Origin of the sequence: Enterococcus sp. AN402 (assembly GCF_040719405.1) — a bacterium.
GTDB lineage: Bacteria > Bacillota > Bacilli > Lactobacillales > Enterococcaceae > Enterococcus > Enterococcus faecalis.
The window spans coordinates 519,462-546,126 of the sequence record NZ_JBFDTM010000004.1 but is presented as its reverse complement, the minus strand read 5'-3'; the positions used below and the strand labels follow the sequence as shown (position 1 = coordinate 546,126).

The following is a 26,665-nucleotide window of genomic DNA, read 5'->3' as shown; positions in this document are numbered from 1 at the left end:
TTACACCAGAAAAAGTTATTTATTTTGATATAGAACAAAGCCATAAGATAGAAGCACTGGCGGAACTCCAATTGCTCCGTTGTCACCTCTTAGCTTATGACCTTGATAAATCTATCATACGAAAACCACAGTGTATCGTCAATTTGGATAAAGTGAAAAATACTTCTCCAGTACTAAAAGATGAGGCTGTTTCTATGCGACAATCAAGTAAACAACTTTCCAAAGAACCTACTGATATCAGTAAAGATTCTGTTGACATCGATATAGATAATCGTTAAAAGGAGAACAAATAATGAAGTTAGTGATTGCAGAAAAACCGATGCTTGCACGTGATATTGCTCGTGCGATATGTGGCAAAAAAGTGTCTGAAACAGCACCACTGCCGATTAGTGGAAATGGCTATACTGTTATCGGTTGCGCTGGACATTTACTCGAACTTGTTGAACCAGAAGAACTTAACCCCAAGTGGGGTAAACCGTGGGATTTAGATGTACTACCTATTTATAGTCATAACTGGAAAAAAGTGCCAACCAAGGATAAGAAAAATCTTGTAGATAAAATTGCTTTCCTTTTATCTGATGCTAGCTGTGTGATTCATGCCGGTGATCCTGATGAAGAAGGGCAGCTAATCGTTGATGAAATTCTTGATTATCTCAACTATAAGGGAAAAGTTTTACGTGTCTATGTCAATGACAATATTGAAAAAAATATTGTCAAAGCCTTTGATAATCTTATCATCAATGAGTCATGCAGTGGAAACGGGATGGCCGCCTACGCTCGTCAAATGGCTGATATGTGTTTTGGTATTAATGAAACGCGACTTGCTACAAAACGTCTTGGGACTCTATTTACAGTTGGAAGAGTACAAACACCAACTTTAGGGCTGGTAGTCAATCGAGATGAGGCTATAAAAAATTATGTCTGCCAAACTTTTTATGAATTAACCGCAACGGGCACTCTCAATACAAATTCTGTAAAATTTACTTTTAAGCCAAGTAAAGCACTATTAGGCGAAGAGAAACATCTCTATCACAAAGAAGTATTAGAAACGTTAAAGGATACTTTGGATGGTTCTAATCCTCATTTTTCTACAAAAGTTAGCGAGAGTCGAACCTATCCTCCTCTACCATATAACTTAACAGTTCTTATTTCAGATATGTCTAAACGTTTTGGTATGAGTGCGGCACGAACACAACAAATTACCCAAGATTTACGTGATAAATATAAGGCAATTACCTATAACCGTTCAGATTCTCAATATCTTAAAGAAGAACATTTTGTCCAAGCACCAACTGTTTTATCTCAAGCAATGGAAAATCTTGGCGTTCAATGGAATCTTGATTTTACAATTCACGCAAAATCTTTTAACGATAAAAATGTGACTGCCCATCACGGGATTATCCCGCAAGAAGTGAAAAGTCCCATAGAAAATATGACCAAAGACGAAGCTAGGGTTTATATTGCTATCGTTGAACGTTACGCCATGCAGTTTCTTCCGCCTGCTATTTATGATGTCAGCACAAGTACTTTCCCTGTAGAAAATGGGATGATGAGTGCAGTCACAAAACGACTGAAAGATGCTGGATATTTAGACGACTTTGGCAGTATAGAAGAGCACGAAGAGAAAACAGTTCCGTCTAATCCTTGGATTGAAGCTAGTGAACATCTGTTAAAAAGCATTGCGTGTACTATTGTTGAAAAAGAAACAACTCCGCCTAAACCATATACTGAAGGCACTCTTATCTCTGATATGGCGTCTATCGCTAAATATGTAAAAGATCCAAATATTAAATCGATTCTAAAACAGAAAGACGACGGTAAAAAGGGAGAACACGGCGGTATTGGTACAACTGCTACTCGTTCTACAATCATTGAAAACCTGAAAAATCATGGATATTTAGAAGAAAAATCTGGTAAAATCCGTTCAACAGAAAAAGCAAGAGAATTTTATCATTTACTTCCACAAGAAATACGAAGTGCTGATGTTACTGCTCGCTGGTGGCTAATCCAACAAGATATTGCACTTGGAAAAGCTGGTGTCAATGAATTACAAGATAATGTGATTGAAGTATTTCAAAATCATTATGCTACAGCATATCAAGGCATAAGTATCGGTTCGACTTCATCAAAAAACATTGGAAAGTGTCCTTTGTGTGGAAAATCCGTTTTACAAAAGAAATCCAAAAAAACAGGAAAATTTTTCTATTCTTGTAGCGAAAACAAAAATAAAAAACAAGACGATGGCTCTTGGATACAAAGCGGATGCAGCTTCCATCTCGTATCATTTTGCGGAAAATCATTTACACCAAAACAAGCAAAAGCATTACTCTCAGGTAAAGATATTTCCCTAAAAGGATGTACTTCCAAAAAAGGAAAAGTCTTTGACTGTAAACTCAATCTTACGAAAGAAGGAAAACTCATTCCTAAATTCCAACACAAAATATAAGTATTAGTAATAGACTATTACTATGAATGAAAAAGAAAGGATAAGAACAATGAAAAATCTATCTGAACATGATAGGGATATGCTGGAACAGGATTTCTCCTCACTTGAAGAAATAAGTCAATGGGAAGATAATTGGCAAAAAACACACCCCTCTTTTGCACATATTACAATTCACTCCGCTTTTTTGACTCCTCATACATTTACAGCAAAGGACGGACAAAAATATGATAAAGCCTTCGTTTCTTTCCCGCAAGGAACAAAGATTAACGGTGTAGACGTTAGTGGTTTCTCATGTGATGTCTTTCTAAGTGATCTTATGAAACAAAAAATGTTGAATAATGAGCCAGTTACTCTTTCCTTTAAGGCAGATAAACCTGTAACTATTTGGACTGGCAAAAAGGGAAGTGAACAATATCCCTACAAGAAATTCAATGTAAAACCGTGGGATTTAGTCAAGGGATTAAAACAGGAAATACGTGACTTTGAGGCTCAAAAAAATCAAGAGAAAGCACCCGCAAAAAAGCAGACGGATGTTTCTCTTTCTTCAATGGCGAAAGAGAGCCGCAGCGCTTCCAGTTCTCTTTCCAATCAAGAAAAAGATGCAAGCTCTCTTGATGAACCTCAAAAATAGATTAATTAGTAAGAAAGGATAAGAACATGAAAGTTTACGATTTCATGGATGGTAAACCACTTTTCAATCTTCCGAGATACGCACCATCTTTCGATTATATCTTTGTTGAAGATGGTGCGATATACGGCGTTGATAGTCCAGACAACGATCTAGCTTTTAGTTATGATCTTTATTTGATTGACGAAGACTATAATGTTCTTGCGGATGGGCGTGATACTTACGATTGGCCTAAATTTTATAAGCTTGGATGGAAAAAGGAAGAATTACATCAAGGGTGTAAAGATTCGTGGAAAACGAGTCTTTTACCATTATATGGTGAAGAACGATATTCTTTCATTAAAGAGATATATGAAAAGAATAAGGAAGAAGTAGATACTTTTTTCAAAGAATTTTATGGAGTTGATGTTACAAATACAAAATCAGACCTAATAAGAGTAAAATCCACTGATTTTCTAACATATATCATAGATATGATGGATGAAGATACTTTGTGTAACTATTTGTCGGATGGAGATGTAATAGATAATTTGTGTAAGTATTTCATGGATAAACAGAATCAAGAAATAAATCTATCTGAACATGATAGGGATATGCTGGAACAGGATTTCTCCTCACTTGAAGAAATAAGTCAATGGGAAGATAATTGGCAAAAAACACATTCTTCATCTGCACGTGTTTCTCTTTCTTCAATGGCGAAAGAGAGCCGCAGCGCTTCTAGTTCTCTTTCCAATCAAGAAAAAGATGCAAGCTCTCTCAATGAACCTCAAAAATAAATGAATAAATGCTATCTACGATAGGATAAAAGCAAGCAGAGTTTCTTTTGATTAAAAACCATTGGAGACTCTGCTTTTATCATAAGGAAGGATTAATATCATGAAAATAGAAGTTTTATATAAGAATCATAGTTATGAAGAGTTTGATTCTTATATATTTACTAATGCTGAGCCGTATCAGTTTCAAGGATGCAATATTCTTACTGACTGGATTTTACACCTTGATAAATTGGAAGAATATGGCATTATTCTCGTTCAACATTGGTATAACATGAAACAAAGTAACGGAAATATTGTTATTGATGGAGTTGAAGTCCCTGGTATTCAGCGTAATTTAGGCAAATCCATGCTTCTTGTAGCAGCTAATGAAGTTCAAAACATTATCTGGGTCAAAAAAGATGGAGAACTAATATTATGGCGAGAAGGTGCTGACCTTATTCATGGCGATTGCTTCTTTACCATGCAACAACGCTGTCTATCACTCAATAAGAATGCTTTGGCTTTATTTGACTACCTTACCAATACTTATCCTGATGAAAGTGATGAAAATATTGCTAAAAGTATGGGCTATACCATATCTGCTATAGAACGAATTCGTGATGCTGAATTCGCTCAATGCCAATGGGATGATGAAAATAATATGGGAGACACTACTGATGATCCCGATAGTTCGGATAATGATATAGCTTTGAATTAAGCTAGTAAAGTAGTATAATACAAATAAAGAGACATATACAAGGAGGGATTAAGATGAATACAAAGGATAATATTTTGCTTGTTGCTATCGTGTTTAAGCTCTTATTCCCTATTGCTAAATATGCTTATAAATGCGGTATAGTATTTCAAGTCATTCTGGTTGTCATTATGATGTATCTTACTCCTGAGAATTCTCTATCACGAGAAATTCTTAGTGTTGGTGTTTTTTTTACAAAATTGTGGGTTATTTGGTGGCACATTCGTTTTGTTATTCGTTTGTTCAAGAAAGATAAGAAATGGTGTAGCATCAGAAGGTATTTGAGAAACAGAAAATACTCAAACACCGATACCCTGACTAAGTGAAAAGGTCTGACTATCATCAAAAGATGTGAGTCAGACCTTTTGTCTATATCTAGTTTTTGTGCATAAAGAGCAATAAGAGTAATCACTGATCGAGTAGTATATCTAAAAAGCTGTCCACCGATATGTTGGAAAACTTAGCGGTGGACAGCCTGATTAAAAACACCCAATACAAAGGCACTACCCACTATACATGAACACCTGTGCCTGTACAACACAAACTTTGTTGCGTTATCGACTACCCTGAACAGGTAGAGTATGACTTTCCGATTTTTCCTTATTTTCTATTTAATGAGAAGCATTTTTGACATCCCTAATAGTAGATGTCAAAAAAGAATTGTGAGCCAAGCTTTTTATTTTATCTGGGCGAAATCCACACCATTTATTATCCGGTGTAACAACGATTGGTGCTGATAAAAATCCCACTTCCTTAAACTGCTCTAACAATGTTGGATATTCCAAAATATTGACTTCTGTAAAAGATATTCCGTAACGTTCTAATAGCCGTTTAGTTTGTTTACATGCCATGCAATCCGGCTTGGAATAAACTGTAAGATCCATTTCTATCAACTTTCTTTCCGCTTTCTATTTGGTGAGAGAACTCTACTAAGTATCAATTCGGTGTGAGCAGGTAGCAAGAAGTCAGTGATGACACGTGCCGCGTCTTTAGATGCGACTAGTAGCTCTGTGGCTTTCCCAGGCTTGGTAGCTGAATATGTGATTTCGAGTTCGACCAGGAACTGATTGTTGTAGAGCTTGCGCACAAGCGAATGGTCGTCGTAGGTCAAAATCCAGTGAGCGTGTGATATATGTTCGACTTGCTCTGCTAGTGCGCCGTGGTCGTACACGCCGAAGGAATTGAGATAGAGAGAGCCGCCAGTTGCTACGTAGGGCGGGTCGATATAAATGAGTGTGTTTGGTGTGTCTCCGTACTTTTCAAGAACCTGGCGTCCGTCAAGGTTATGGATCATTATTCGATCAGCTACTTTCCCCAACGCTGCAACTCGCTCTGACAGTGTGTTCCTGTTAAAGCGCGCATCGATTTTATAAGTCCCTGTTTGAGCCAAGCCACCGATCACGCCCGCGTTCAAAATTCCAGACCGATTCGTGCGGTTCAAGTAGAAGAACGCAAGACCAAGAGCACGAAGGTCTGAAGTGTCATCGGCTTGGTAGGTCGCGCGCTGTGCGCGCCACTCATCAACAGTGAGTGGAATGTTCTGAATCTGTTCCACGAGCCACTCATTCTCATGCTTGACGCAGTGCCAGAATGCGTAGACAGCATTGTTGATGTCATTGATAACAAGCTGGTCAATGATGTTTTCTTGCAAGAGCGCAACACCCGCCCCAGCTCCGCCTGCATATGGTTCAACATATGTGGGACAGTGAAGACCAAGCTGAGTAATGAGATCCTCAAAAAATCCAGCAAGTGTCGCTTTACCACCCGGATACCTTAATGGGGATACATTCCCGTATCGGCGCTTGGTGATTATTCGTAGACGATTTTCCATAATTCCTCGAATTCTTTCTTTTGAGCCTAGGAAACCAGATCGCTTCTATTTTACCCATAAAAGGTAACAGAACATAACAAAAATCATGACAACCATTATCCACGTTGTAATAGGGATAAAATGATTTATACGAGCCGTTTTTCTTAATCTTTCTATACGTTTTTGAGACTCACGTGTTAATATTTCTATATGGACAAGATACTTTTCTTGAACAGCATCCAAATTCTTCATAGTAATTTCTTCTGCTTTTTCTTGGGCTTTACCAACTCCATTTATAGCCATTTGTTTCGCTAAGTAGGAAACATCTGTCATCTCTTTCTTGATTGTCTGCAATTCTTCCAGTGTATTTTCTAATTGTTGAACTAGCTTGCCATGGTAATCTTTTTGCTCCTGCAAAAGACTTTTAAGTTGCTTTTCCCCATAATTATCTGTCCTATCATCAACGACTAACTTCCCTCTTGCAACTCTTGCCCTGTTTGCCTTTGTTTTAAGAGAAATAGCCTTCGTGCTTTTAGTATCTCTTTCTCTTTCGTTCATTTCTTCTACTTTCCTATAATCAATTGCCATTTATTTTTCTCCCATCCTACTTAACATTTCTCTCTAGACGAATAGTAAAACGACTTTTAGATAGTCTCATAAAAGTGATAAGACTATCTGTTATTGCAATAGCTTCCTTTAATGTTTCAACTATTTGGATCACCTGCCAGTTTTCTTTTTCATCATCTATAGCACAAACTTCAATCACATATCCTAAACTTTGAATACTGTTAGCCATAAAAATTACCTGCTATCGTTTCTGACTCTTCTCAGACCTTTGCTCATTATCCCTTTGTGTCCTCATATTATCCTGTTTTTGTTGGGGATTTTTCATTCTTTCTTTCTTCTCAAATCGAACATTAGATGAAAGGGACATACGTAGTTCATCTGCACCTCGCCAGTATGCTAATATCCTTCTTTTTACTTCTGTATCATTTGTTATCTCTGCCGAAGGTCGCGGTAGGGTAAATTTCGGAAAGTCTTCTAATGCTTCACCATGAATAGATTGAATGTCTTTTCGATATGTTAGATAAAGTTTCTCAATGGTATCAAGATACTGATTTTTGACTTGGTCAATATATCTTGTGTTTTTGTTCTTTCCAGGATAATGAACCTGATTTTCAGAAAAATGATTTTCTAAATTGTTCAAGTTCAGTTGAGCATCCAGCTTTACAACTGAAAACGAAAATTTTCTATTATCCAAATCACGGGCATACATTCTGCCATTTCTAAACTGTGTATCTACACCCCAACTTTCCAAAAGCTCACGGTACTCTACAAGACTTTCAGCTTTCTTAGCTGCAATTCTAAGAAGCTCACGAAGATTTGTTTTGTATGAGGTAATTCCTTTTTTCTCTAGTTCTTTTTCAACACGAGAGGGCTGTTTATGATGAGTAATTGAGTTAATTTTCCCTTCCTCTACTTGTTTCAATCCCCAATATGAATCCATCTTACGAATGCGACTAGCGCGTTCTCTTTTTGCTTTGCCCCCCAATCCTTCATTTAAGCGAGTCCCTGTAGAAAGATTACTGCGATTGATAACCATGTGGATAGCGTATCGATGTGTTTGATCTTCTTTGCAAAATTCATTATGTAAAGCAAAAACAATTTCATGATATGGATAATAGTCTTTAGCATATTGTTTTGCATAACGCATACAATCATCAGGAGAAAGTACTCCACCATTAACATCACATTCATCGGGATTAAACCCTAAAATCTGATGATACAAAATTGTGTTTTTCGCTTCTTTACCATCTTTTCCTTTACGCGCAGCACGATTATGTCCATAAATATCTCGCGTGTGAGACATATAAGATGCCCATAATTTCAAGTCTTTACAACTTTCCATATTTTGTGACTCACGAAGTAAAACTTTCTTATCATTGTTAATATAGTTACGCAAATTCTTTTGGTGTGTCGTTCCACTTATAACAGCACGCTGCTTAATAATCGTCATAAGAAAACTTCTTCTACAAAATCAATATGATTTTTCTCCAACTCTTTTTGGAGGTTAAATAAAAGCTTTCTTGCTTGTTCTAAAAGTAACCGTGTTTGCTTTAAGACAATTTCTGCTTCAGTCGGATTAAATCCTTTTTCCTTGTAAGTGTTGATAAATTTCATGAATTGATTGAGATTCGTTCCTTGCTTTGTCAACTCCCAGATAAAACGACGCAATGGTTCTACATCAATCATTTTGATTTGAGAATCATCAGAATACACACAAGTAGCACGGACAAACTTAGAGACACCCACACAAGCCTTCTTTGCTTTTTGCTGCAAAATCATTTTTTCTTTTTCGCTTACACGAATATTTAAGTATTTATTTCTCTGTGACATCTAAACATTCCTTTCAAAAATAGATTTCAAAAAGTCCCAAACAGTGCCGCCACTGTTCATATAAAACACGATAGCAAATAGCTATATTGCCAAGTGTTTAACATTCCTTATATGACATCTTATTAGGCTTTCTAAAAGACAACAAATCCACGACCCTAGGAGTGGAAAACAGCCTTGCAGAGCAAGATGGAAGGGGAAACACAAGGCGATTTATCGCATTTGTGGGTACACTTCCTACATCTTGCAAGTGAGCGGAAAGCAAGCTTTCCGCGAGAGCTTTGCGGGTGTATGGATGGGTGACGCCACCCATCCAATACATCTGCAAAGCGGTGTTGTCCCATGTAGGTAAGTGGGAGAACAAAAAGGGTAGTGTGTGCCGCCACAAGCTACCCTTGCATTCGCCAATATAGGAATATGTATCATTCATAGAATAATCACCACTTAAACATTTTTAGTTTGCATCAATGACTGTTTTTTCATCAAAGATGAAAGAGATTCCTTGTATAAAGCAAAAACAATTCTTTTCTTAGAACAAAAGATAGCGACACCATCCTTTGTTCTAGGAAATGTTTAACTCCGTGTTCAAAAGACGGCGAATAAGTTGTGTCATATTCTCTCCAGTCTCTAGACGATGTACTTGTACTGCATAATGCAGCTTTACAGGAATACGAATGTTAATCGATTGTAATTCTTCTTTAGGTTTCGTCTGCTCAATTTTTTCTTGCTCACGTTTCATTTTCTGTGCAGAAGCAATAAACGAGTTAGACATATAACTTTTCCTTCATCTGAATAAGGTCGTCACCAATTTTTTCAATTATGGGTATGACATGACTATAAGGGGCAAATTCAATAACAGATTTATTTGCGGCAGATGCCTGCGACAATGCTACAGCACGCGGGACTTTTCCAAGGACATCAATATTTTCTGAATCAAAAAATGCAGATAATTCACGGTCTAGTACACCAAGTGAGTAAAAATTATTAATCACTACAAATACTTTTGCTGTCGTATTTGAAGAGCGGATCAATTCTAATGTCCTTAGCGTCGGTTCTAAATCACGCGGACTTGGGAGAATTGGAACAAGAATTACATTCGCTTCACGACACCACACCTTCATATCTTCTTTTAATTGTCCAGCTGTATCAATCACCTGAAAATCACTATTTTCTATGACTGACATATCCATACAAAGCTCATGAATTTGTCCGCCTTGCGGGTCAGTAGAAACAAACGCAACAGAAAAGCCGCGACGTTCCAATGTAAAAGCAATTTCATCTGCAAGTGTTGTTTTTCCAACACCGCCTTTTTGATTCAACATTAAAATAATGAAAGACATAGTATACTCATCCTTTATTCTTGGGAAAATAAATATATTCCATTGATTCAACTTTTTCTATGAATACTGTTCTTTTTCCTTATTGACCTTTACAATGTATTTTCTAGTTTTTGAAAATGCTTTTCTAGACGTTGTATCGAGTGGGCTGTTTCACTAAGACGAAAATATAAATCCACCATCAACTCAATTTGTTCCAAATCAATAACACGTTCAACGATTTTCTTTTCACGTTCAATATTCACAGAGAATAAATCTTTAGTAAATAAGCCTTTATACCAAATAAAATTAAAAGCATTGATAATATCATGCTTCAAACACTTCAATAGGCACTCACGAAATTCAATATTAGATTCCTGGTATAGTTTCACATATTGTTTACGCGATATTTTTCCCATAATTAAAATCCCATCTCACATAATCCAATGTCTAAATCACTTTGAGTAAGCTAGTCGGTAAGTACTTTCCGACTTATTACTAATGTGTCTACCATTTTCTTCTACACAAATAGTTATTTCATAAGTTTTCTCCTTTTACTGTTTCTTTCCTTATCATGATAGCAGTCTATCATAATAGATTGCTACTTATGACAAAATTATCTGTTAGATAAAAAAGTTGGTATAATCATTTTTTGAAATAGGCACATGTAGAGAAAGGAAAATCTTGTGAGTGCGAAAATCGAAGATATCAACGAAAAAATTCGTCGGTTACGGGAACGGCGAAAGAAATTATTGGAAAAAGAAGAACAAGAATATAATGAGAAACTCCGAATTGTTGGAAAGACTTTATGTGAATCTCTTCAATGCTCTCCCGAACAAATTCAACTAGACGCCCTTTGTGACTATATTTCTAATCATGAGGATATTCATTCTGTTATGAGAATTTTTGATGTAATCGATGGTAAGAAGGAAGCATGAAAAGAACGAATAGTTTTATGTTCCCAAAGAAAAAGATAGCTATTATGTTAGCCCTTGGTCTAGGTCTAACAATGGTTACAGGTATGGGATTACTGCATTTTCGTAATGAAAGCATATGGAGTACGTACCAGGAAGCTCTAAAACAAGAACAAGACCTTTACAATAAGATGGCCGAGAATGCCGAAAAGTTAGAAGAACTTATTAAAGATGAAAAGACTTGTCTTTCACAGGTAAGTGATCCTGCCATCTGTAAAATGGCGATTGATGTAATAGCTGAATCTAAGACTGAAAAAATGACAAAAGCGGTATATAAACCAAATGGATTCAGTAGACTGTCCTTAAATATGGATAAAATTCGCACGGCTACTGATAAACTCCATAATCATATGAGTGTATTAAGCACACTAAATGAGGATGCTTTGGATATCGCAGAAACCTTAAAGAAAAGCTATTTAGAAAAGGCAACCGCTAACTATAAAAATGTGACGAATAATGCAAAAAGTATTATCGTGAGTCTTACAACTCTTATACGCGATTCCGAAGGGAAAGTGACTGACGATGCTACTAGGCAAGAAGCTACTAAAGCTATTCAACATGCTCGTACAGTCGTAGACTCTCAAATAGACAAGAATGATATTACAGCCCTACGCGACACTACAAGTAAGCTCGTGGAGCTAACTAAGGCGTTACATGATAAACAACAAGCTATCAGTAACTCACAATTATCGTACGAAAGATCACAAGTTACACAGACTAAAGAGGTTAAGACAGGCAAAAAAGCTAAAGCGGTGAATCAAGGTACTCGTGCTATTCAAAACCGTATGAGTGGTAAAGAAGGCAACAGTATACATGGTAAAGGTGGTAATAGAAAGAAAAAAATTACCCATACTCCCCGTGTTACCCCAAAGGGGTATTTTACCATAGAAGGGTATGAATTTAACATTCCCAAAGAAGATCGTAGTAAGCCTGTTAAGGAAGGTTTTATCCCATACGGATAATAATAAATTTCCTCATTAAATACAACAATACTTCCACAATCATTTATAATATGTATTTGACCGATAGCAACAAGCAGAAAGATAAAGTTTCTTATGTTAGAAAAACTCAAAACGCGAAAGCATAAAACATTATCACTAATAGCGAGTACGATAGTTCTCGCTTTATTTGCTACTCCTCTATCTGCTATGGCAGATGGAGGTGGTGGTGCAGGTTCAGGAGGCTCTTATACGATACATGGACGAGGAGCGTTGCACTACGTGTTTTATGACCGAATTTCGGGCGGTTCTGATAAACCAAAACAAGGAGTGATGACCCAATCTATTAATTATTTTATATCTGGTGCTTTAACTAATGGTGCATCTTTATCTCAAAAGAAGAGTCCGACTTTACATTCAGCTATTTTTAATGCGTGTAACACAGCATTAAATCGTGCGGAAGCACGCAATCCACAAGGTCGTAATGGTAAGAGCCGTGTCGTTGGACTTATGTGGGGTAGTAAACCTGATACAATATGGGATGGATATGCACAAATTCTCCCATCTGAAGTTACTGACTTCTATAACCAGTGGCGTACTGCGGGTGCTCCTGGTGTTTTATCTCAAGCTCAAGTAGGTTCTGCAAACGGCTATCAGAAATATCTTGCCTATATTGAGCAAGGCAAGAATGATGCTGTAAATAGCATGAATAAAAAGAGCGTTGCCGCTTGTATTGCTCTTAACTCCAACGAACCCCCACAAAATTATAAGCTCACCATTACAACTGATAAGGCTCAAACTTTTACAATGGTTGGCGACACCAAGCCTGTATGGGATACAATTCACGCTTCTAGAAATGGTTCGTCGATTAAAGAAAACGTCACAGGTACAATTTCTCTGATATGGGATTCACCAGAAGGACAGGGAAAGAAAAAGGTAGATAAGAAAGTCACTATCGCAAACAACGGAAATACCACTAGCCCCAAGTTCACACCTGCTGATTTCGGTTGGGATGCATGGACAAGAGGAACATACTCTTTCGATGTGGTCGTTCCCAAACAAAAGAAGATGGCAAACAGTGTCAATACGCCTGACCGCGACCCTCGTGAAACGTGGAAAGTAAACCCTAAATTACCTAGTAAAGAGCTATACAAGAACGGTAGTACTAAGCTGTTAGGCACAAACGTTCTTGCTTCTGGTCAAGCCTATGACACTCGTATTGTAGCCCACTCTAATGGTTATCTATCATCTATGATGATTTCTGATACTATTCATACAGCAGATGTATTTATTGGTAATAAGACAAAAGATGATAAAAATGCCGTTTATGTGCTAAATCCTAATGGTAAGCGTGTGCCCGCAACTATTACTATTGATCGTTCAGCAAAGAATCAAGTGAGCGTTTCTGCAAGCCTTACTAACTTGAATACGCAAGGCGATTACACTCTTGTTGTCCCAACTTTTACCAAGCCAACCGGGAAAGATTATACAATCAAAGATACTGGAAAAGTATGCTACACAAAGACTCTCAAGGAATGTCTAACAACCAATGAAAAGCACACTCAAAAGGTAACCCCTTCTCCTGATAAAGTATGGGTACTAGACGAAACAGGTGCTTTAGCATCTCAAGATAAGAAATGGACAAATACTGTTGCAGCAGATCAAAAACTCTTTTTCCACGGAGATAAGGTTGGTGCTGTCGTCAATGGACACATTCCGGCTCATTTAGCTACACCACTATCTGAATACGCCATCACTGATGACTGGTCAGATGCAAAAACTTATATGGATTTTACAGATGCTACTAAAGTTTCTGTCTATGCAGGTGGTGAAAATGTAACAAAAAATTTCACAATCACAGTCAAAGACGGTATCACCATCGCCACTGCGAAAGAGTCTTTTCTGAAAACTACTAGAAATTTAGCAGCTGATAAGCCGATGAAGCTAGTTATTACCGGTAAATTCAAGCCTGTTGCCCCACCAACTGACACAAAAGGGAAGATTGTTGTTTTGAACAATAAAGGCAGTGAACGGTATAATAACGAAACGAAGCCAACCAATATCCCGCCCGTGTTCATTTGGAATCCTCAACCTACAAAGGATGTTCTCAGCTCTGCAAAACAAGATGGAAACCAGACAAGTATTGACGGCCAACAAGTATTTCCCAATCAGTGGATTGAATACTTAATAAACGTTGATGTGGATTTCCCTAAATCTAGCGAGAATCTTGCACATCCTGTTGACAATTTCCAAGTAAAAGACGATTATGACCCGTTTTTTGAACTGGATAAAACTAGTATCGAGTTTTATGATGCACGAACAAACAAGGTGATCTCACGAAAGCACTACACTTTATCATTTGATGATAAAAACTCGTCTTTTACCGCCACGTTCAAGCAAGAATGGATAGACTCTCAGCTACTTCTCAAAGAAAAGGGAGACTTATTACTTCGCTTTGACGGTAAAGTTGCAGGAAATATTGAGGCAGGTACGACACTTTCTAATCAATCCTTTGAAATCATTAATAAGTCTGTAAGCAAAACCAATATTCCTAAGGTAATAATCCCTTATCAAAAACCAGATAAGGAAGATTTGAATAAAGACCTTATTGATATTGATAAGAAAACAGTTGTAGGCGGAGAAACAATTATGTACCGCTTAACGATGGACGCGACACCCGCAAGAGATAAACTTGCTTATGATGTTCACAAGCTAGGCATGATTGATGATTTTGACGAAAAATATCTTTCCCTAAATACAAAAGACATTAAGGTTGTTGAAAAAGCTACTGGCAAGGATGTGACAGGAGAGTTCAACGTCCAAGTAGACAATGGTATTGCCTACATTTTTGCAAAGTTAGTTGATACAACTAACCAAAATGGGGAAATCATTCAAGCTACACAACCTATATCATTAAAAGACTATGCTAACAAGGCGATTGATCCTGTCAATGACCCGATTATTAAGCAAGAACTATTAGGAAAACAATACTGGGTTTACCTTCCAACTAAGGTAAAGAAAGTCACTGACGGTTATGCCATTGAAAACTCGGCTCTTCAAAACACGGAAAATATGGTGTTAAAAACCCGTATCGTGTCCAATCCTGAGAATGAAATCACGCCAAATAAAGATGTGACAATTACTGTCGGTGGTCAATCGATAAATAAGCAAGAAGTTAAACTTAACAATCTGTTCAACTATCGTCTAACCTCTTCCATTCTTCCGAAAAATATGGCAGAAAAAGCAACACAGTGGTCTATTGTAGACGACTATGATGAAGTTTCCGACCGTTATACGGGACAATGGAGTGCTATTGCAGAAAGAGATCTTTACGATGGTAAAAAGCTTATTGCAAAACAAGGTACACCAATCGACGTACACACGGGGGTTTCTTCTGAAAACACTGAACAAGACAATAATAGTACGGGGCTGTTCACTGTTAAGGACGAAAAAGGTGTACTCACCGTCCATGCAACTCAAAAATATCTCGACCTTGTAAATAGCCGTAGTGACCTTGAGCATGGATTTAGCATTTACGTACAAATGGAGCGTCTCGTTCCGGGCACTGTTACCAATACATTTACTGAAACCTACAATCACATTGAACGAAATCCAGAACCCGTAAAGACAACTACCCCAGAAAATCCTGCAATTGACGTGGAAAAATGGGATACCACGTCTGGAAACAAGCAAGGTGATCGAGATACAGAAAAAGAAGCCCTTATCATCAATAGCAAGAATGCTTCAGCTGCAATTGACATCACGTACACTATCACTAATACAGGTGATGTTCCGTTAAAGAATATTACCTTAAAGGATAAAACGGTTAAAGGTGATGGAAAGGTAGAATCTATTTCTTGCCCTAATATGAAAGTCCTACAGCCGAACGCTAAAATGACCTGCACCTCTAAAATTAAGGGTTTGAAAGCCGGAAGTATTCACACGAACACAGCGACTGTCACGGGGGTGTCAGTTTACACCAATAAGCAAGTAACCGATCAAGACAAATGGAACGCGAAAGTATCTATTCCACTATTGGCTAAGACAGGTGCATCGGTCACTGGTCTAGCTATGATAGCAGTCCTTACCCTTACGTTAGGTGGAGTAATGCTTAGATTCAGAAACCGAAAGGAAATAGAAGCATAAGAAAGACAAAAGAAACATAGAATATCCCCTCCTAAAAGATTAGGAGGGGATATTCCTTGTACAGAACGTCGCCTGGCAATTGCTTAGATCATTCCCTCACCATCGGTATTATGTCCGATCATGCCACGGGAGGAGTCTAAGGTCTTCTATTGATAACTGTGCCATTTTTATAGCAAGGTTTACGGCTTGCTCAGCACTATAGGCAACTGCGCCTAACACTGCCGGATCATCAACGAGCCTGCGTGCCCAGGTTGTTGATTCATACACCTGTTTGGACACGACCAAAGGACGACCATGTGCGACTGCTTGTTTAGCTTGATGCCGTGTTCCAGACTTTTCTTGAGCCGAGACGATAATTGTTGCCTGCCCATAGGCAGACATGACGGCGTTTCGCATAGGAAACGAGAACTTCGTCGGTCGCATGCCAGGCCAAAACTGAGAAAGCACCAATCCATATTCTTCGATCTCGCACTGGAGGTTTCGATTCTGAGCTGGATAGTAGTGGTCAATACCATTACCAATAATTGCAACTGTACGACCGTTGCGACTCAAAGCCTCGGTATGCGCGGCGGTATCGATTCCTTGAGCCAAACCACTTACTACCGTCCAACCTTCTTCTACAACAAGGCGTGCTATGTCCCGTGTAGCATCGATAGCACCCCGACTTGCGTGACGTGACCCTACAATACATATGCCATTATCAGGGGCAACAAGATGACCTCGAACAAAAATAACAGGTGGAAAGTCGTGTACTTCGCGAAGTTGCTGAGGATAGTCCTCATCGCACCACGACAATGGTCGTTGCCCAGCACGTATCCATTGTTCCACATCCGCCAATGCACGCTCGTAAAGGACGTCAGATTGATTATCCGATTCCAGAATATCGTGAGGAAGTTCACCCTCAATGAGCCGTTGTCTTAACGCCATATAAGATCCACGGGAAGAGTTGTGATACAACAAAGCGACAAGGGCAACAAGCTCTATATCGAAAATCATGAATTCGATTCCTTTACAAATTGATGCGATACCGACTTTTAAGATGTACGGATTATCTGTCCGTGCATTGATGAAAAGAGAGTACTTCTTTAATAACTAGTAAATGTTGTTCCTCATTCTTCATCGTGTCACTCCTTTTCTTTTGTAGTTGAGCCAGTAGTTAATCTCGTTCACCGTTTTCTTTTTGACGACGTTTTTCTATCACCGCGCTATTACGCAACGTGTTTTCGCTCAGTCTGGTAATTTCACTGATTTTCCGCCAGCGTACCCCTTGATCCCTTAGTTGTATGATAAGGCGATCACGTAGAGGAGTAAGCTGTTGCGCGGCGGTGATAATTGCTTGCACTTGTCGTAGTTCGTTTTCTGCATGATTCATACTGTATATATTACGGCTATGTTCTGGCTTTCGCAAGGCTTAAATTCTCATGCTGAACGGTCTTTTGTTGGTTTTAAGCGGAAAAACATACACCAATGTGACCGACAACACTCTAGTATAGTAAACTGTAAACTTGACACGACCATACCGTACACAGTAGATTATGTGTGTAGTCAAAAACAAGTGCATATCTAGCAGAGAAAGAAAAGGTTATAATGATTTTTCAAGGTATCTCAACAGAACTTGCACAGCAGCTCATCGATTTTGCTCGCGGCAAACGCGAAGGCAAAGCGATTGAAATCAATGGAAAAACATACGTTCTAGAACATCGAAAAAAAGAAACAGGATTACGCAGGCGTGACTTCGTCTTGTGTTTTCGCGTAGACCGCTCCATAATTCGAATTAGCAATTATTGGAGCAAGAGCGACGTTGCGTGGTCACGGAATTTTAATTGTGGCGAAAATTATGGAAATTGGACGATTCAAAAGCATGAAAGCCCTTTTGAGTCCACGTATTTGGCTGGCAAGTATCCAATGCGGCTGCTAGCAGGTAGGATAAGCGTAACAGCTTTTAGGCGTGAAAAGCCGTGCTACCCGGACGATCCGCGCGCGGCTTTCTATATTTCGCCTTATCGCTGAGAATTGGGAATAGTTCGTTTCCCTCACCTATATAAGTGGACGGTAGCAGAATCTCCGGAGAGCGATTCTGCTACCGTTTTTACATATCCACTATGCGCTCAGTTAAATCGCACTCACGCTCATTTCTCATGCTCCTTAAACTATAAACTTAAACTATAAATGATTGAAAAAATAATCTTTTCCTTTCCAAATAGTTTTCTAGGGTACTAGTACCCTATTTACTAAATTACTAAAGAAAACATGTTATTTGGAGGTATTTGTCGCCTACGAGAATACAGTAGTATAATAGTAAGTAATAATAGTTGTATTTGTACAATACAAGCTATATAAGTTATAGATATGTAGGAGGATTTTTATGAACGAATTTGGGAAAAAATATCACTTTGAAATCATCTTTGATGAAGATAAAGCTATACAATATGATGAAAGTGTTGATGTATGGTACAAGCAGGTGGCAACAATTGTTGAACCGTGGGGAGTAAAAGAAGTTGGCCGTGGTGTATGGACACCTATGCATGGTGTTCGTAGTGATGATTTATTTACTCAGATTCATGCTATGACAGCATTAGCTGAATCGGTTTGGTTTATGGATCGTGTGAAATCTGTGACATTTTTTGAAGAGAATGGCGAGCCTAATGATATGCTAGCTGAGATACGTCGTTACCGTCCACACTTAATTTCCAATAAGTAAGAAATAGAGCATGTCAGCTGTATGTAAAGCATTCCACTTCGATCTTGACGTAGAAAAGTTAAAGAAATATTATCCATCAGATAGTCCATTTGGGTATAAGCAGGCTTGGTCTGATATCAAAAAGTTTATGGAAGCACATGGCTTTCAACATTCACAGTATTCAGGATATGAATCTACTCTTTCTTTAACCACTTTTGCTGCATTCAAATCGTTAAAGAAATGCAAGAAAAACACCCTTGGTTTATTGAGTGTGCTCAAGTAGCTACTATGACTGATATCGGAAAAAGACATGATATTCTTAGCCACCTAAAAGAACAAGTCCCAGAAGTTAATGCAGTGAAATCTTTTATTAAGCAAGAAAATTATTCTCTTGCAGGTGAATTGTCTTTAGTGCGGCATGCTTCACAAGTGCTCAATGAAGGACATATTATTTCTGCTAAAGACCAAATTATCGAAAGATAAATTATTCTAGAATTATAGCATAATAGTAAGCAATAATAATAGTGAGTCAAGTTTCATTGAGAGGGAGCTGAGCAGAGAACCTTGCCCGTTTTTAACTATAGAGTGCCGTTACATCAGATAAGGTTTGGTATTACTTTAGTAACAGCACTCTATAGAAAGAGACAAGATAATATCTATCGTTGACTGATTAACTGGATTGTTTCACCGGTCGGTCGCGTCGCGTCGATAATACTTGGACAAAGTTATTAGCGATTGTCAGTGGCGGCATGTGTATGTAACTCCTTGAGAACAGCTGGATTGTTGTTTCGCGGTTGAGTGGCACTCCTTCGCACTAGATAAGCCGCGACAACTGGCACGACTTTCGAGATATCAACCTGGTTACATACTCGAACTTACTCAGTCCCACCTTTCAGTGACTTTAGTGAGTCTCGTCTCTTTCCCACAATAGATGTTGATGGGATTATTTCATTCGCATTGTTTACCCAGCGCTGGAGCGGTTCTCCACTGGAGCATTAGTAAAGTTCTTCGCGTCTGTGCTTGCAAACATTCCTCTGTACATGCTACTGTTGTTTACAGGTTTTAATGCAAAATCTTTATTTTGTTGTTAAACATCATGTTGTATAAAAAGATTAGCATCTTCTTCAAAGAAGATGCTAATCTTTTTTGTTTCCTCCCCACCAAGTATCCCAAATTTTATTGCTTATTTTGGCAAATTAAAGCCTTTCTAACGTGTCTTAAGTGAACAAAAGAAAGGAGGCAGTATGCCAATGAACATATCTAAGAAATATGACAATTGTACTGAAGACGAGATTATCCGAATGTTTTGTACTTATTGCAGGAAAACCCTAATGAACGCGAAAATAGACTTTTACCGCGAACAACATAGGTACGTAAAGCATGAACAGCTTTTCTCAGACATGAAAGAAACACAACTACGTAAGCTATACACCCCTTATGATAGTTTCCTGGATCAAACGGTTTTGAACGTCGGTGATGTTGAATTTTTTGTAACAGACCCAACTTTAGCCTCTGCAATCAGTCAGCTTGATACACTATTGAAAACTATTATTCTATTTTACTATTTTGCTGGTTGGACTGATAAGGATATCGGTATTAAGCTACATAGCCCAAGGTCTACTATCCAATATCAAAGAAATCATGCTTTGACCCTTTTAAGACAAATCTTAGAAAAAGGAGAATAGCGATGATTACTTACACAATGATTAAAGCAGCAACCAAAGATGACATGAGTGCAACGCAAGAAATTTTGTGTTATTTCGATTCCTATATTGATTGTCTATGTATGCATCCTTTTGTTTATGACAATGGCAGAGTGGAATATTGTGTTGATACTTTGATGAAAACTCAACTCCAAGGAAAATTACTTCAAGCCATTATAAAGTTCAAATTATAGAAAGAAGGGATTATCATAGGAAAAGTAACTATTCCCATATGGGAAAAATACACACTCACCATTGAAGAAGCTGCACAGTATTTTCGTATTGGCGAAAATAAACTCCGTAAACTAGCAGAACAGTCCCCTCCGCCTGACTGGGTAATGATGAATGGAAACCGTATCCAAATCAAAAGAATACAATTTGAATCTTTTATAGACAAAATGGATTCCATTTAAGAAAAAGCCTTGTTTATGCTATACTATTCATAGCATATCAAGGCTCTTTCCATTGATGGAAAGGAGCATATATGAATGAGCGAGAAACGACGCGATAATAAGAATCGTATTCTTCGTACCGGAGAGAGCCAGAGAAAAGACGGAAGATATGTTTATAAATATGTTGATGTGCATGGAAAACAAAAATTTGTGTATGCATGGACGCTTGTTCCAACTGATAGAATACCAGCGGGGAAACGTTCCGACTTATCTTTACGCGAAAAAGAAAAAACTATCCAAAAAGAATTAGCTGATGGTATCAGTCATATAGGTAAAGATATGACGGTATTTGCTCTTTATGAAAAATATACCCGATACAAAGCAAACGTCTGTGAAAATACAATGATTGGTAGAAAACAGCTAAAAAGGATTTTATGTGAGGATTCCATTGGTATTTATCCAATAGTTCATGTTAGATTATCCGATGCGAAAGAATGGGCTTTACGTATGAAGATGAAAGGCTATTCTTATCAAACGGTGAGTAATTATAAACGTTCTTTGAAAGCTGCTTTTTATATGGCAGTTCAGGATGATTATTTGAGGAAAAATCCTTTTGATTTCCCTATTAGTGATGTCCTTGAAGACGATAGAAAACCTAAACTCCCTCTTTCGAGTTCAGTTGAAAAAGAGTTCTTATCTTTCCTTGAACACGATAAGGTCTATCACAAATATTATGATGATGTTGTCATTCTTTTAGGCACTGGTTTACGTATATCAGAGTTTTGTGGTCTAAGAGACAAAGATATTGATCTAGGCAAACAAGTTATTATAATCGATCATCAACTCTTAAGAAATAGTCATTACTCTTATTGCGTGACTCGACCGAAAACAGACAGCAGTATACGAAAAATTCCTATGAGTACCAAAGTGTCTCATGCTGTTGAACGAGTCTTGAAAAGGCAAAAACAAGCAAAAACTTTTAGCGTTAATGGCTATCATGGTTTCTTATTTCTCAACAGAAAAGGGATGCCCCGAACATCAGCAGACTATGCAAGTATTTTTCAAAGGATAGCTAGAAAATACAACAGACAAAACGAGATAAACCCGTTACCTTCACCTTTTACTGCTCACATTCTCCGCCACACCTTTTGTACCAAACTAGCCTATACAGGAATGAACCCAAAAGCTTTACAATACATCATGGGACATAAAAACATCACGATGACACTAAACTATTATGCACACTCAAATGCTGAAATGGCTATTAATGAAATGAAGAAATACATTGAGTAAAATAAGGTTTACTACTCATTTTACTACTTTTGGATAGCAAAAGGTAAGAATTTATAAAAAGTTTTACGACTATCTTCCGAAAGGTCAAACACTAAAAAGCCCTAAATCATAAGGTCTTAATAGCATTTGAGACCTTATGTAAATATACCGAAAAAAGAGACTGGAGTTTCATATAAAATCGGGTTAAATAAATCTAGGATGTGATAAAAATAGCAACTCGTCAATTCCCTTTCTTTTACTGAAGTAAAGACTGGATATAGGCGCTTTAAAAGCCTAATTAGTTTTTGTAATCTGTGCCAGGTTTGTTGATAACGAGCAGCGAGTGTTTGTTCCTGTTTATGAGCTGGCAACCATGCTTGTCCGTCTAATAAACTATTCATATGCGTACTTAAAAATCGACATAAATGAATTTCTTGATAATTAAAATGATGTTGTGTAAAATTTCTCCTAATTTCTTTCATAATAAAAATAGCTGTTTTTAAGCATAAACTTTCTATTTTCATTTGCTCATGAATAAAATACTTTCGCGCTCTCTTGCCAAAACAACCACCAAAATGTGCTTCAAGAATCACAAATAACGCTTTTTGTTCTTTAAGAGACATAAAAGAAGTGCTCAACACTTCCACACGAAATAAATAAAAAAAAGCACTTGTTTGTTGAAATAAATTAGCATTTGGTACTGAAATTTCATGCCCGCCTCGGTATCGTTTCTCCCAAATATAAATTAGCCAACTAAGATGATTCTGTTGGGCCACATTTAAATCCAACTCAAAAAAGGTAATGATTTTCCGAGTCATTTCTCTGTTTTCTTCCAGACAGCTTTCTTGAAAAAACAAATAAAAACAAAGGATTAACTGTCGAATTTGCCATTCATTGCCAGTTAAATCGTAATGTTTTTGACGTACAATAATATCAAAATTAACTAGCCAACGTCGAATATTAGAAAGTTTCTTCCGAAGAGTTGATTCCTGTAATCCCAATACCTGGGTCAATTGTGCATAATTGATTCGCTCTTCAATTAGACAACGTAAAATATAAAATTCGGGAATAAAATAACAAAATTTTTGTCTAAATCGAGCCAAGCCACAAACGCATAATTCACGATATTTTACAATTCCTTTGGTCGTTGTATAAATCTTACAAAGCCCTTCTATCTTAAACGTTTCCTGCTTTTTTTCAAAACGTTGAATGTAACAATGGATGGTTTTGTCGCTCACCTTTAGTTTTTCTGCAGCCATCAAAACAGAAAATGTCTGCTCTTGTTGCAGTAAATCCAACAATTCCAACATATTTTTATGTTCAAAAGACAATAATTCCTTGAAATCCATATATCGTCCCCTTTCACTCCCTTGTTATAAGAATACGTCAAATAAGGCAAAAATTTTTTTAAGAAGAAAAAAATAGAGAACAAAAAGTATTGATTACTTTCCGCTCTCTACAATTATATCGAATTATTTTTTTGAAATATGCAGTGTCATAGCATTTGCTGCTACAATAATTGTACTTAATGACATCAAGACAGCACCTACAGCTGGATTTAAAACAATCCCAATTGGTGCAAGAACCCCAGCCGCTAAAGGAATGGCGACAATATTGTACCCAGCTCCCCACCAAAGATTTTGGATCATTTTACGTCGTGTTTGTTTGGCTAAATCTAAGAACCTTAAAATATCTTTAGGATCACTATCCGTCAGTACAACATCTGCCGAATCAATTGCTACATCTGTACCAGCGCCTATCGCAATGCCGATTGAAGCACGGGCTAAACTTGGTGCATCATTAATACCGTCTCCTACCATCATGACCTGATGCCCCTCAGTAAGATACTGTTGCACAATTTTTTCTTTATCTTCTGGTAAGAGCTCTGCGTAGTATTCCTTCATCCCTAAATAATTAGCAACTGCACTGGCAGCTGTTTGATTATCCCCTGTTAACATGACTGGCGTAATTCCTTGCGCTTGTAACTCTGCAATAAATGTTTTAGCTTCTGGTTTGACTTTATCTCCTAAAGCAAGCAGTGCGACTAATTGACCAGCGATGATTAAATAGCTCAAGGTGTTTCCTTGCTCTTGATAGTTTGTTTTAATTGTTTCATCGAAGGTTAACTGTAACCGTGCAACTTCTTTTTCATTGACTATTTTGACTTCTTGGTTTTGAACAGTAGCAACCAGTCCTACGCCTGATAAAGCTTGCAGATTATGGGCTTCATAAGGTTGAACGGCTTGTTTATTTAAATAATTCATGATCCCAATTGCCAACGGATGGTTTGCATTTTTTTCTAATGCTCCAATATATTTAAGTGCTTCTTCTCTAGTGAATTGCTTACTCATTAATTCTAAGCCAGTAACTGTAAATTGTCCTTCTGTTAAAGTACCAGTTTTATCCAGCAACACATATTCAACCTTATTGGCTTGTTCTAATGCGTTCCGATTTTTTAAAAGTAAGCCATTTTTAGCAGCAATGGAGGTACTTCTAGCAATCACTAAAGGAATTGCTAAGCCTAACGCATGGGGACAGGCAATAATAAAAACTGTAACCATTCGTTCAAATGCTAGCGATAAATCTTTCGTCGCCATTAACCAACCGATAAATGCTAACACACCTACGAATAAGGCAATATAGAATAACCACTTGGCTACACGGTCTGAAATGGATTCTAGTTTTGATTTTTCCGATTGCGCTTGTTTAACCATCTCCATAACTTTTGACAGGTAACTATTTTCACCCGTGCCAGTTACCGAAATTTCAATCATTCCGTTGCCATTGACTGCTCCACCAATCACGGAGTCGCCAATGTTTTTTTCTACTGTTTTTGATTCCCCTGTAACCATCGATTCGTCGACTGTTGTGCTTCCTTTCAAAATTTTACCATCTGTCGGAATTTTATCTCCCGAACGAACAATCAAGCGATCGCCTTCTTGGACATCTTGCAAAGGAATTTCTTCTTCCCCATGTTCAGTCATTCGCTTGACTGTGTCAGGCAACAGTTCAGCCATTTTTTTCAAGGCATCACCAGCATTAGAAATAGCATTCATTTCAATCCAATGACCTAAAAGCATAATAACAATCAGAGTGGCTAATTCCCAGAAAAAGTCCATCACGTGGGCCTGATTCGTAAAATGATTCATGTAAAACGCATATAAGCTGTAAAAATATGATACCGAAATCCCCATCGCAATTAACGTCATCATTGCTGGACTCTTTTGCTGTAATTCCATTTTAGCGCCACTTAAAAATGGTTGTCCACCATAAAAAAATAGCACTGTTGCTAAAATTAAGACCAACCAATCAGAACCTGGAAAAGTAAATTGAAAAGGTAATTGAAAACCCATCATTGGAGAAAGAACAATAATCGGAATAGCTAAAATCAATGACAGCCAGAATTTTTGTTTAAAATTCCCCATATGCATTGAATGATCCATTCCCTTCATTCCTTCATGTTGGTGTGACATAGCCATTTGTTCATGCGCCATATCATGATTCATGTGATTCATTTTATCGTGGGACATTGTTGGCTGTTTTTCCTGGTGTTGTTCATGATTATGTTTTGCTGACATATGATCCCTTCTCTTCTTAAGTATTTTCATCTTAAGCATAGCACAAGATGAAAATTGTTAGAAATAATTACTTTTTTTAGTTTAGAAAAAAAAAGAGCCGAATTTTGCGTATGTATATTTTAAGAACACCTTATCCTCATATTTATTACAAAAGGAGTGTTTCAATGAAAATTACTACAAAGCAAGTCGGGGCGCGCATGCGTGAAGCTCGAAAAAAGAAGAAGTACACTTTACGTTATTTAGCCAATAAAATTGGTTTATCTAGTGGAAGTACAATTAGTAACTGGGAATTAGGTTTGAATTTACCCAATAAACGATACTTAAAAAAAATCGCTAAAGCCTGTGACACAACAGTAGATTGGCTACTTTATGGTGATTTCGATCGATTTGTGCGCCAGCTATTAAAAGAAAATTTTCAAAATAAACAACTGCTAAAACCACCTTTTTTTACTCAGTTGATGGTACGTTTATCTGAAGAACAGCTATCCTATCACGATTCCTTAAAAATTATGATTCAAGCGCAAAAGTTACAGCAGTCCTTTTATGCTTTTCCTTTAACAGTAGAAGCCCCCTCTCATTCCCAAGAGAGTATTTCTATTTATGAACCAACAACTGCAGAAGAACAGTCTGACCAATCTTATTATCATCCGTTTATTTTGTCAGAACTCCATGAATTATTTACACATTCTCAAAATCCAGAATTGGATTATTCTCTGATTATCGCTTTTCTTCCTTTGTTAAAAGTAGATCAATTAACTGAACCTCAAAAAGAAGTCTTACTGGCCATCTTTAAGCGGATGAATTCCTTTAAAGACCAAACGTTTTTAAATGAATTCTTTGTGGAATTACAGTATTTACTCTGATTCTACAAAAAAGATT

27 protein-coding genes and 1 pseudogene are annotated in these 26,665 nt (G+C 37.5%); 16 read left to right on the top strand and 12 right to left on the bottom strand.

What is annotated here, in order from left to right; all coding sequences use genetic code 11:
• Positions 1 to 292: 292 nt before the first annotated feature.
• The 5 genes from AB1I62_RS04005 (at position 293) to AB1I62_RS03985 (ending at position 4,909) form a co-directional block, all read left to right on the top strand.
• The gene (locus tag AB1I62_RS04005; protein WP_367019110.1) at positions 293 to 2,446 is read left to right on the top strand and encodes a DNA topoisomerase; all 2,154 of its coding nucleotides are present in this window, start codon (positions 293 to 295) and stop codon (positions 2,444 to 2,446) included.
• A 22-nt stretch (positions 2,447 to 2,468) separates the two neighbouring features.
• Positions 2,469 to 3,077: a hypothetical protein gene (locus AB1I62_RS04000; protein WP_367019109.1), complete on the top strand. Its 609-nt coding sequence runs from the start codon at positions 2,469 to 2,471 to the stop codon at positions 3,075 to 3,077.
• 26 nt (positions 3,078 to 3,103) lie between these two features.
• The gene (locus AB1I62_RS03995) at positions 3,104 to 3,850 is read left to right on the top strand and encodes a hypothetical protein (protein ID WP_367019108.1); all 747 of its coding nucleotides are present in this window, start codon (positions 3,104 to 3,106) and stop codon (positions 3,848 to 3,850) included.
• Between the two features lie 100 nt (positions 3,851 to 3,950).
• Entirely contained in the window at positions 3,951 to 4,547 is a 597-nt protein-coding gene (locus tag AB1I62_RS03990; protein WP_367019107.1) for a hypothetical protein, read from the top strand.
• Positions 4,548 to 4,600: 53 nt separating this feature from the next.
• Complete coding sequence (locus tag AB1I62_RS03985) at positions 4,601 to 4,909, top strand: hypothetical protein (protein WP_367019106.1); 309 nt, start codon at positions 4,601 to 4,603, stop codon at positions 4,907 to 4,909.
• 285 nt (positions 4,910 to 5,194) lie between these two features.
• Here the strand turns inward: AB1I62_RS03985 and nrdH are convergent, their stop codons facing one another.
• From nrdH to AB1I62_RS03940, 9 genes are all read right to left on the bottom strand, one after another.
• Positions 5,195 to 5,467 (bottom strand): glutaredoxin-like protein NrdH, encoded by a 273-nt coding sequence (nrdH, locus tag AB1I62_RS03980; RefSeq protein ID WP_367019105.1) that lies wholly within the window; start codon positions 5,465 to 5,467, stop codon positions 5,195 to 5,197.
• 5 nt (positions 5,468 to 5,472) lie between these two features.
• Positions 5,473 to 6,414, bottom strand: a complete 942-nt coding sequence (locus AB1I62_RS03975) for a DNA adenine methylase (RefSeq protein ID WP_367019103.1) — start codon at positions 6,412 to 6,414, stop codon at positions 5,473 to 5,475.
• Positions 6,415 to 6,459: 45 nt separating this feature from the next.
• Entirely contained in the window at positions 6,460 to 6,981 is a 522-nt protein-coding gene (locus AB1I62_RS03970) for a hypothetical protein (RefSeq protein ID WP_367019101.1), read from the bottom strand.
• 16 nt (positions 6,982 to 6,997) lie between these two features.
• Positions 6,998 to 7,189, bottom strand: coding sequence for a hypothetical protein (locus AB1I62_RS03965; protein ID WP_367019099.1), 192 nt, complete (start codon positions 7,187 to 7,189; stop codon positions 6,998 to 7,000).
• 12 nt (positions 7,190 to 7,201) lie between these two features.
• Positions 7,202 to 8,410: a relaxase/mobilization nuclease domain-containing protein gene (locus tag AB1I62_RS03960; RefSeq protein WP_367019097.1), complete on the bottom strand. Its 1,209-nt coding sequence runs from the start codon at positions 8,408 to 8,410 to the stop codon at positions 7,202 to 7,204.
• Complete coding sequence (locus AB1I62_RS03955; RefSeq protein ID WP_367019095.1) at positions 8,407 to 8,790, bottom strand: hypothetical protein; 384 nt, start codon at positions 8,788 to 8,790, stop codon at positions 8,407 to 8,409. Before AB1I62_RS03955 ends, AB1I62_RS03960 begins: the two co-directional genes overlap by 4 nt.
• Before the next feature lie 559 nt (positions 8,791 to 9,349).
• Positions 9,350 to 9,559 (bottom strand): hypothetical protein, encoded by a 210-nt coding sequence (locus tag AB1I62_RS03950; protein WP_367019093.1) that lies wholly within the window; start codon positions 9,557 to 9,559, stop codon positions 9,350 to 9,352.
• The gene (locus tag AB1I62_RS03945) at positions 9,552 to 10,127 is read right to left on the bottom strand and encodes a ParA family protein (RefSeq protein WP_367019091.1); all 576 of its coding nucleotides are present in this window, start codon (positions 10,125 to 10,127) and stop codon (positions 9,552 to 9,554) included. The genes AB1I62_RS03950 and AB1I62_RS03945 overlap by 8 nt, the downstream gene beginning before the upstream one ends.
• A gap of 89 nt (positions 10,128 to 10,216) precedes the next feature.
• A complete protein-coding gene (locus AB1I62_RS03940; RefSeq protein WP_367019089.1) occupies positions 10,217 to 10,522 on the bottom strand; it encodes a hypothetical protein in 306 nt (101 codons plus the stop codon).
• A gap of 267 nt (positions 10,523 to 10,789) precedes the next feature.
• On the opposite strand from AB1I62_RS03940, the gene AB1I62_RS03935 reads away from it, so the two are divergent.
• From AB1I62_RS03935 to AB1I62_RS03925, 3 genes are all read left to right on the top strand, one after another.
• Positions 10,790 to 11,041, top strand: coding sequence for a hypothetical protein (locus tag AB1I62_RS03935; RefSeq protein ID WP_367019087.1), 252 nt, complete (start codon positions 10,790 to 10,792; stop codon positions 11,039 to 11,041).
• Positions 11,038 to 12,039, top strand: coding sequence for a hypothetical protein (locus AB1I62_RS03930; protein WP_367019085.1), 1,002 nt, complete (start codon positions 11,038 to 11,040; stop codon positions 12,037 to 12,039). Before AB1I62_RS03935 ends, AB1I62_RS03930 begins: the two co-directional genes overlap by 4 nt.
• Before the next feature lie 93 nt (positions 12,040 to 12,132).
• On the top strand, positions 12,133 to 16,161 hold the full coding sequence (locus tag AB1I62_RS03925) for an LPXTG cell wall anchor domain-containing protein (RefSeq protein ID WP_367019084.1): 4,029 nt from the start codon (positions 12,133 to 12,135) through the stop codon (positions 16,159 to 16,161).
• 108 nt (positions 16,162 to 16,269) lie between these two features.
• On the opposite strand, the gene AB1I62_RS03920 is transcribed toward AB1I62_RS03925, so the two are convergent.
• Positions 16,270 to 17,157: a DNA-processing protein DprA gene (locus AB1I62_RS03920; RefSeq protein ID WP_367019082.1), complete on the bottom strand. Its 888-nt coding sequence runs from the start codon at positions 17,155 to 17,157 to the stop codon at positions 16,270 to 16,272.
• 591 nt (positions 17,158 to 17,748) lie between these two features.
• Between AB1I62_RS03920 and AB1I62_RS03915 the strand changes: the two genes are divergently transcribed.
• The 7 genes from AB1I62_RS03915 (at position 17,749) to AB1I62_RS03885 (ending at position 22,229) form a co-directional block, all read left to right on the top strand.
• The gene (locus AB1I62_RS03915; protein WP_367019080.1) at positions 17,749 to 18,171 is read left to right on the top strand and encodes a hypothetical protein; all 423 of its coding nucleotides are present in this window, start codon (positions 17,749 to 17,751) and stop codon (positions 18,169 to 18,171) included.
• A 355-nt stretch (positions 18,172 to 18,526) separates the two neighbouring features.
• A complete protein-coding gene (locus AB1I62_RS03910) occupies positions 18,527 to 18,862 on the top strand; it encodes a hypothetical protein (protein ID WP_367019078.1) in 336 nt (111 codons plus the stop codon).
• Positions 18,863 to 19,081: 219 nt separating this feature from the next.
• Positions 19,082 to 19,324 (top strand): hypothetical protein, encoded by a 243-nt coding sequence (locus tag AB1I62_RS03905; RefSeq protein WP_367019076.1) that lies wholly within the window; start codon positions 19,082 to 19,084, stop codon positions 19,322 to 19,324.
• 848 nt (positions 19,325 to 20,172) lie between these two features.
• Positions 20,173 to 20,526: a hypothetical protein gene (locus AB1I62_RS03900; protein WP_367019075.1), complete on the top strand. Its 354-nt coding sequence runs from the start codon at positions 20,173 to 20,175 to the stop codon at positions 20,524 to 20,526.
• 2 nt (positions 20,527 to 20,528) lie between these two features.
• Complete coding sequence (locus AB1I62_RS03895; protein ID WP_367019074.1) at positions 20,529 to 20,738, top strand: helix-turn-helix domain-containing protein; 210 nt, start codon at positions 20,529 to 20,531, stop codon at positions 20,736 to 20,738.
• Between the two features lie 15 nt (positions 20,739 to 20,753).
• Positions 20,754 to 20,957: an excisionase gene (locus tag AB1I62_RS03890; RefSeq protein WP_367019423.1), complete on the top strand. Its 204-nt coding sequence runs from the start codon at positions 20,754 to 20,756 to the stop codon at positions 20,955 to 20,957.
• 75 nt (positions 20,958 to 21,032) lie between these two features.
• A complete protein-coding gene (locus tag AB1I62_RS03885) occupies positions 21,033 to 22,229 on the top strand; it encodes a site-specific integrase (RefSeq protein WP_367019073.1) in 1,197 nt (398 codons plus the stop codon).
• 167 nt (positions 22,230 to 22,396) lie between these two features.
• Here the strand turns inward: AB1I62_RS03885 and AB1I62_RS03880 are convergent.
• Together AB1I62_RS03880 and AB1I62_RS03875 are read right to left on the bottom strand one after the other, a co-directional pair.
• Positions 22,397 to 23,557, bottom strand: a pseudogene (locus tag AB1I62_RS03880) (helix-turn-helix domain-containing protein); the annotation flags it as partial.
• A 123-nt stretch (positions 23,558 to 23,680) separates the two neighbouring features.
• The gene (locus AB1I62_RS03875) at positions 23,681 to 25,825 is read right to left on the bottom strand and encodes a heavy metal translocating P-type ATPase (RefSeq protein WP_048736953.1); all 2,145 of its coding nucleotides are present in this window, start codon (positions 25,823 to 25,825) and stop codon (positions 23,681 to 23,683) included.
• A 125-nt stretch (positions 25,826 to 25,950) separates the two neighbouring features.
• Between AB1I62_RS03875 and AB1I62_RS03870 the strand changes: the two genes are divergently transcribed.
• Positions 25,951 to 26,649, top strand: coding sequence for a helix-turn-helix transcriptional regulator (locus tag AB1I62_RS03870; protein WP_048736955.1), 699 nt, complete (start codon positions 25,951 to 25,953; stop codon positions 26,647 to 26,649).
• Positions 26,650 to 26,665: the final 16 nt, after the last annotated feature.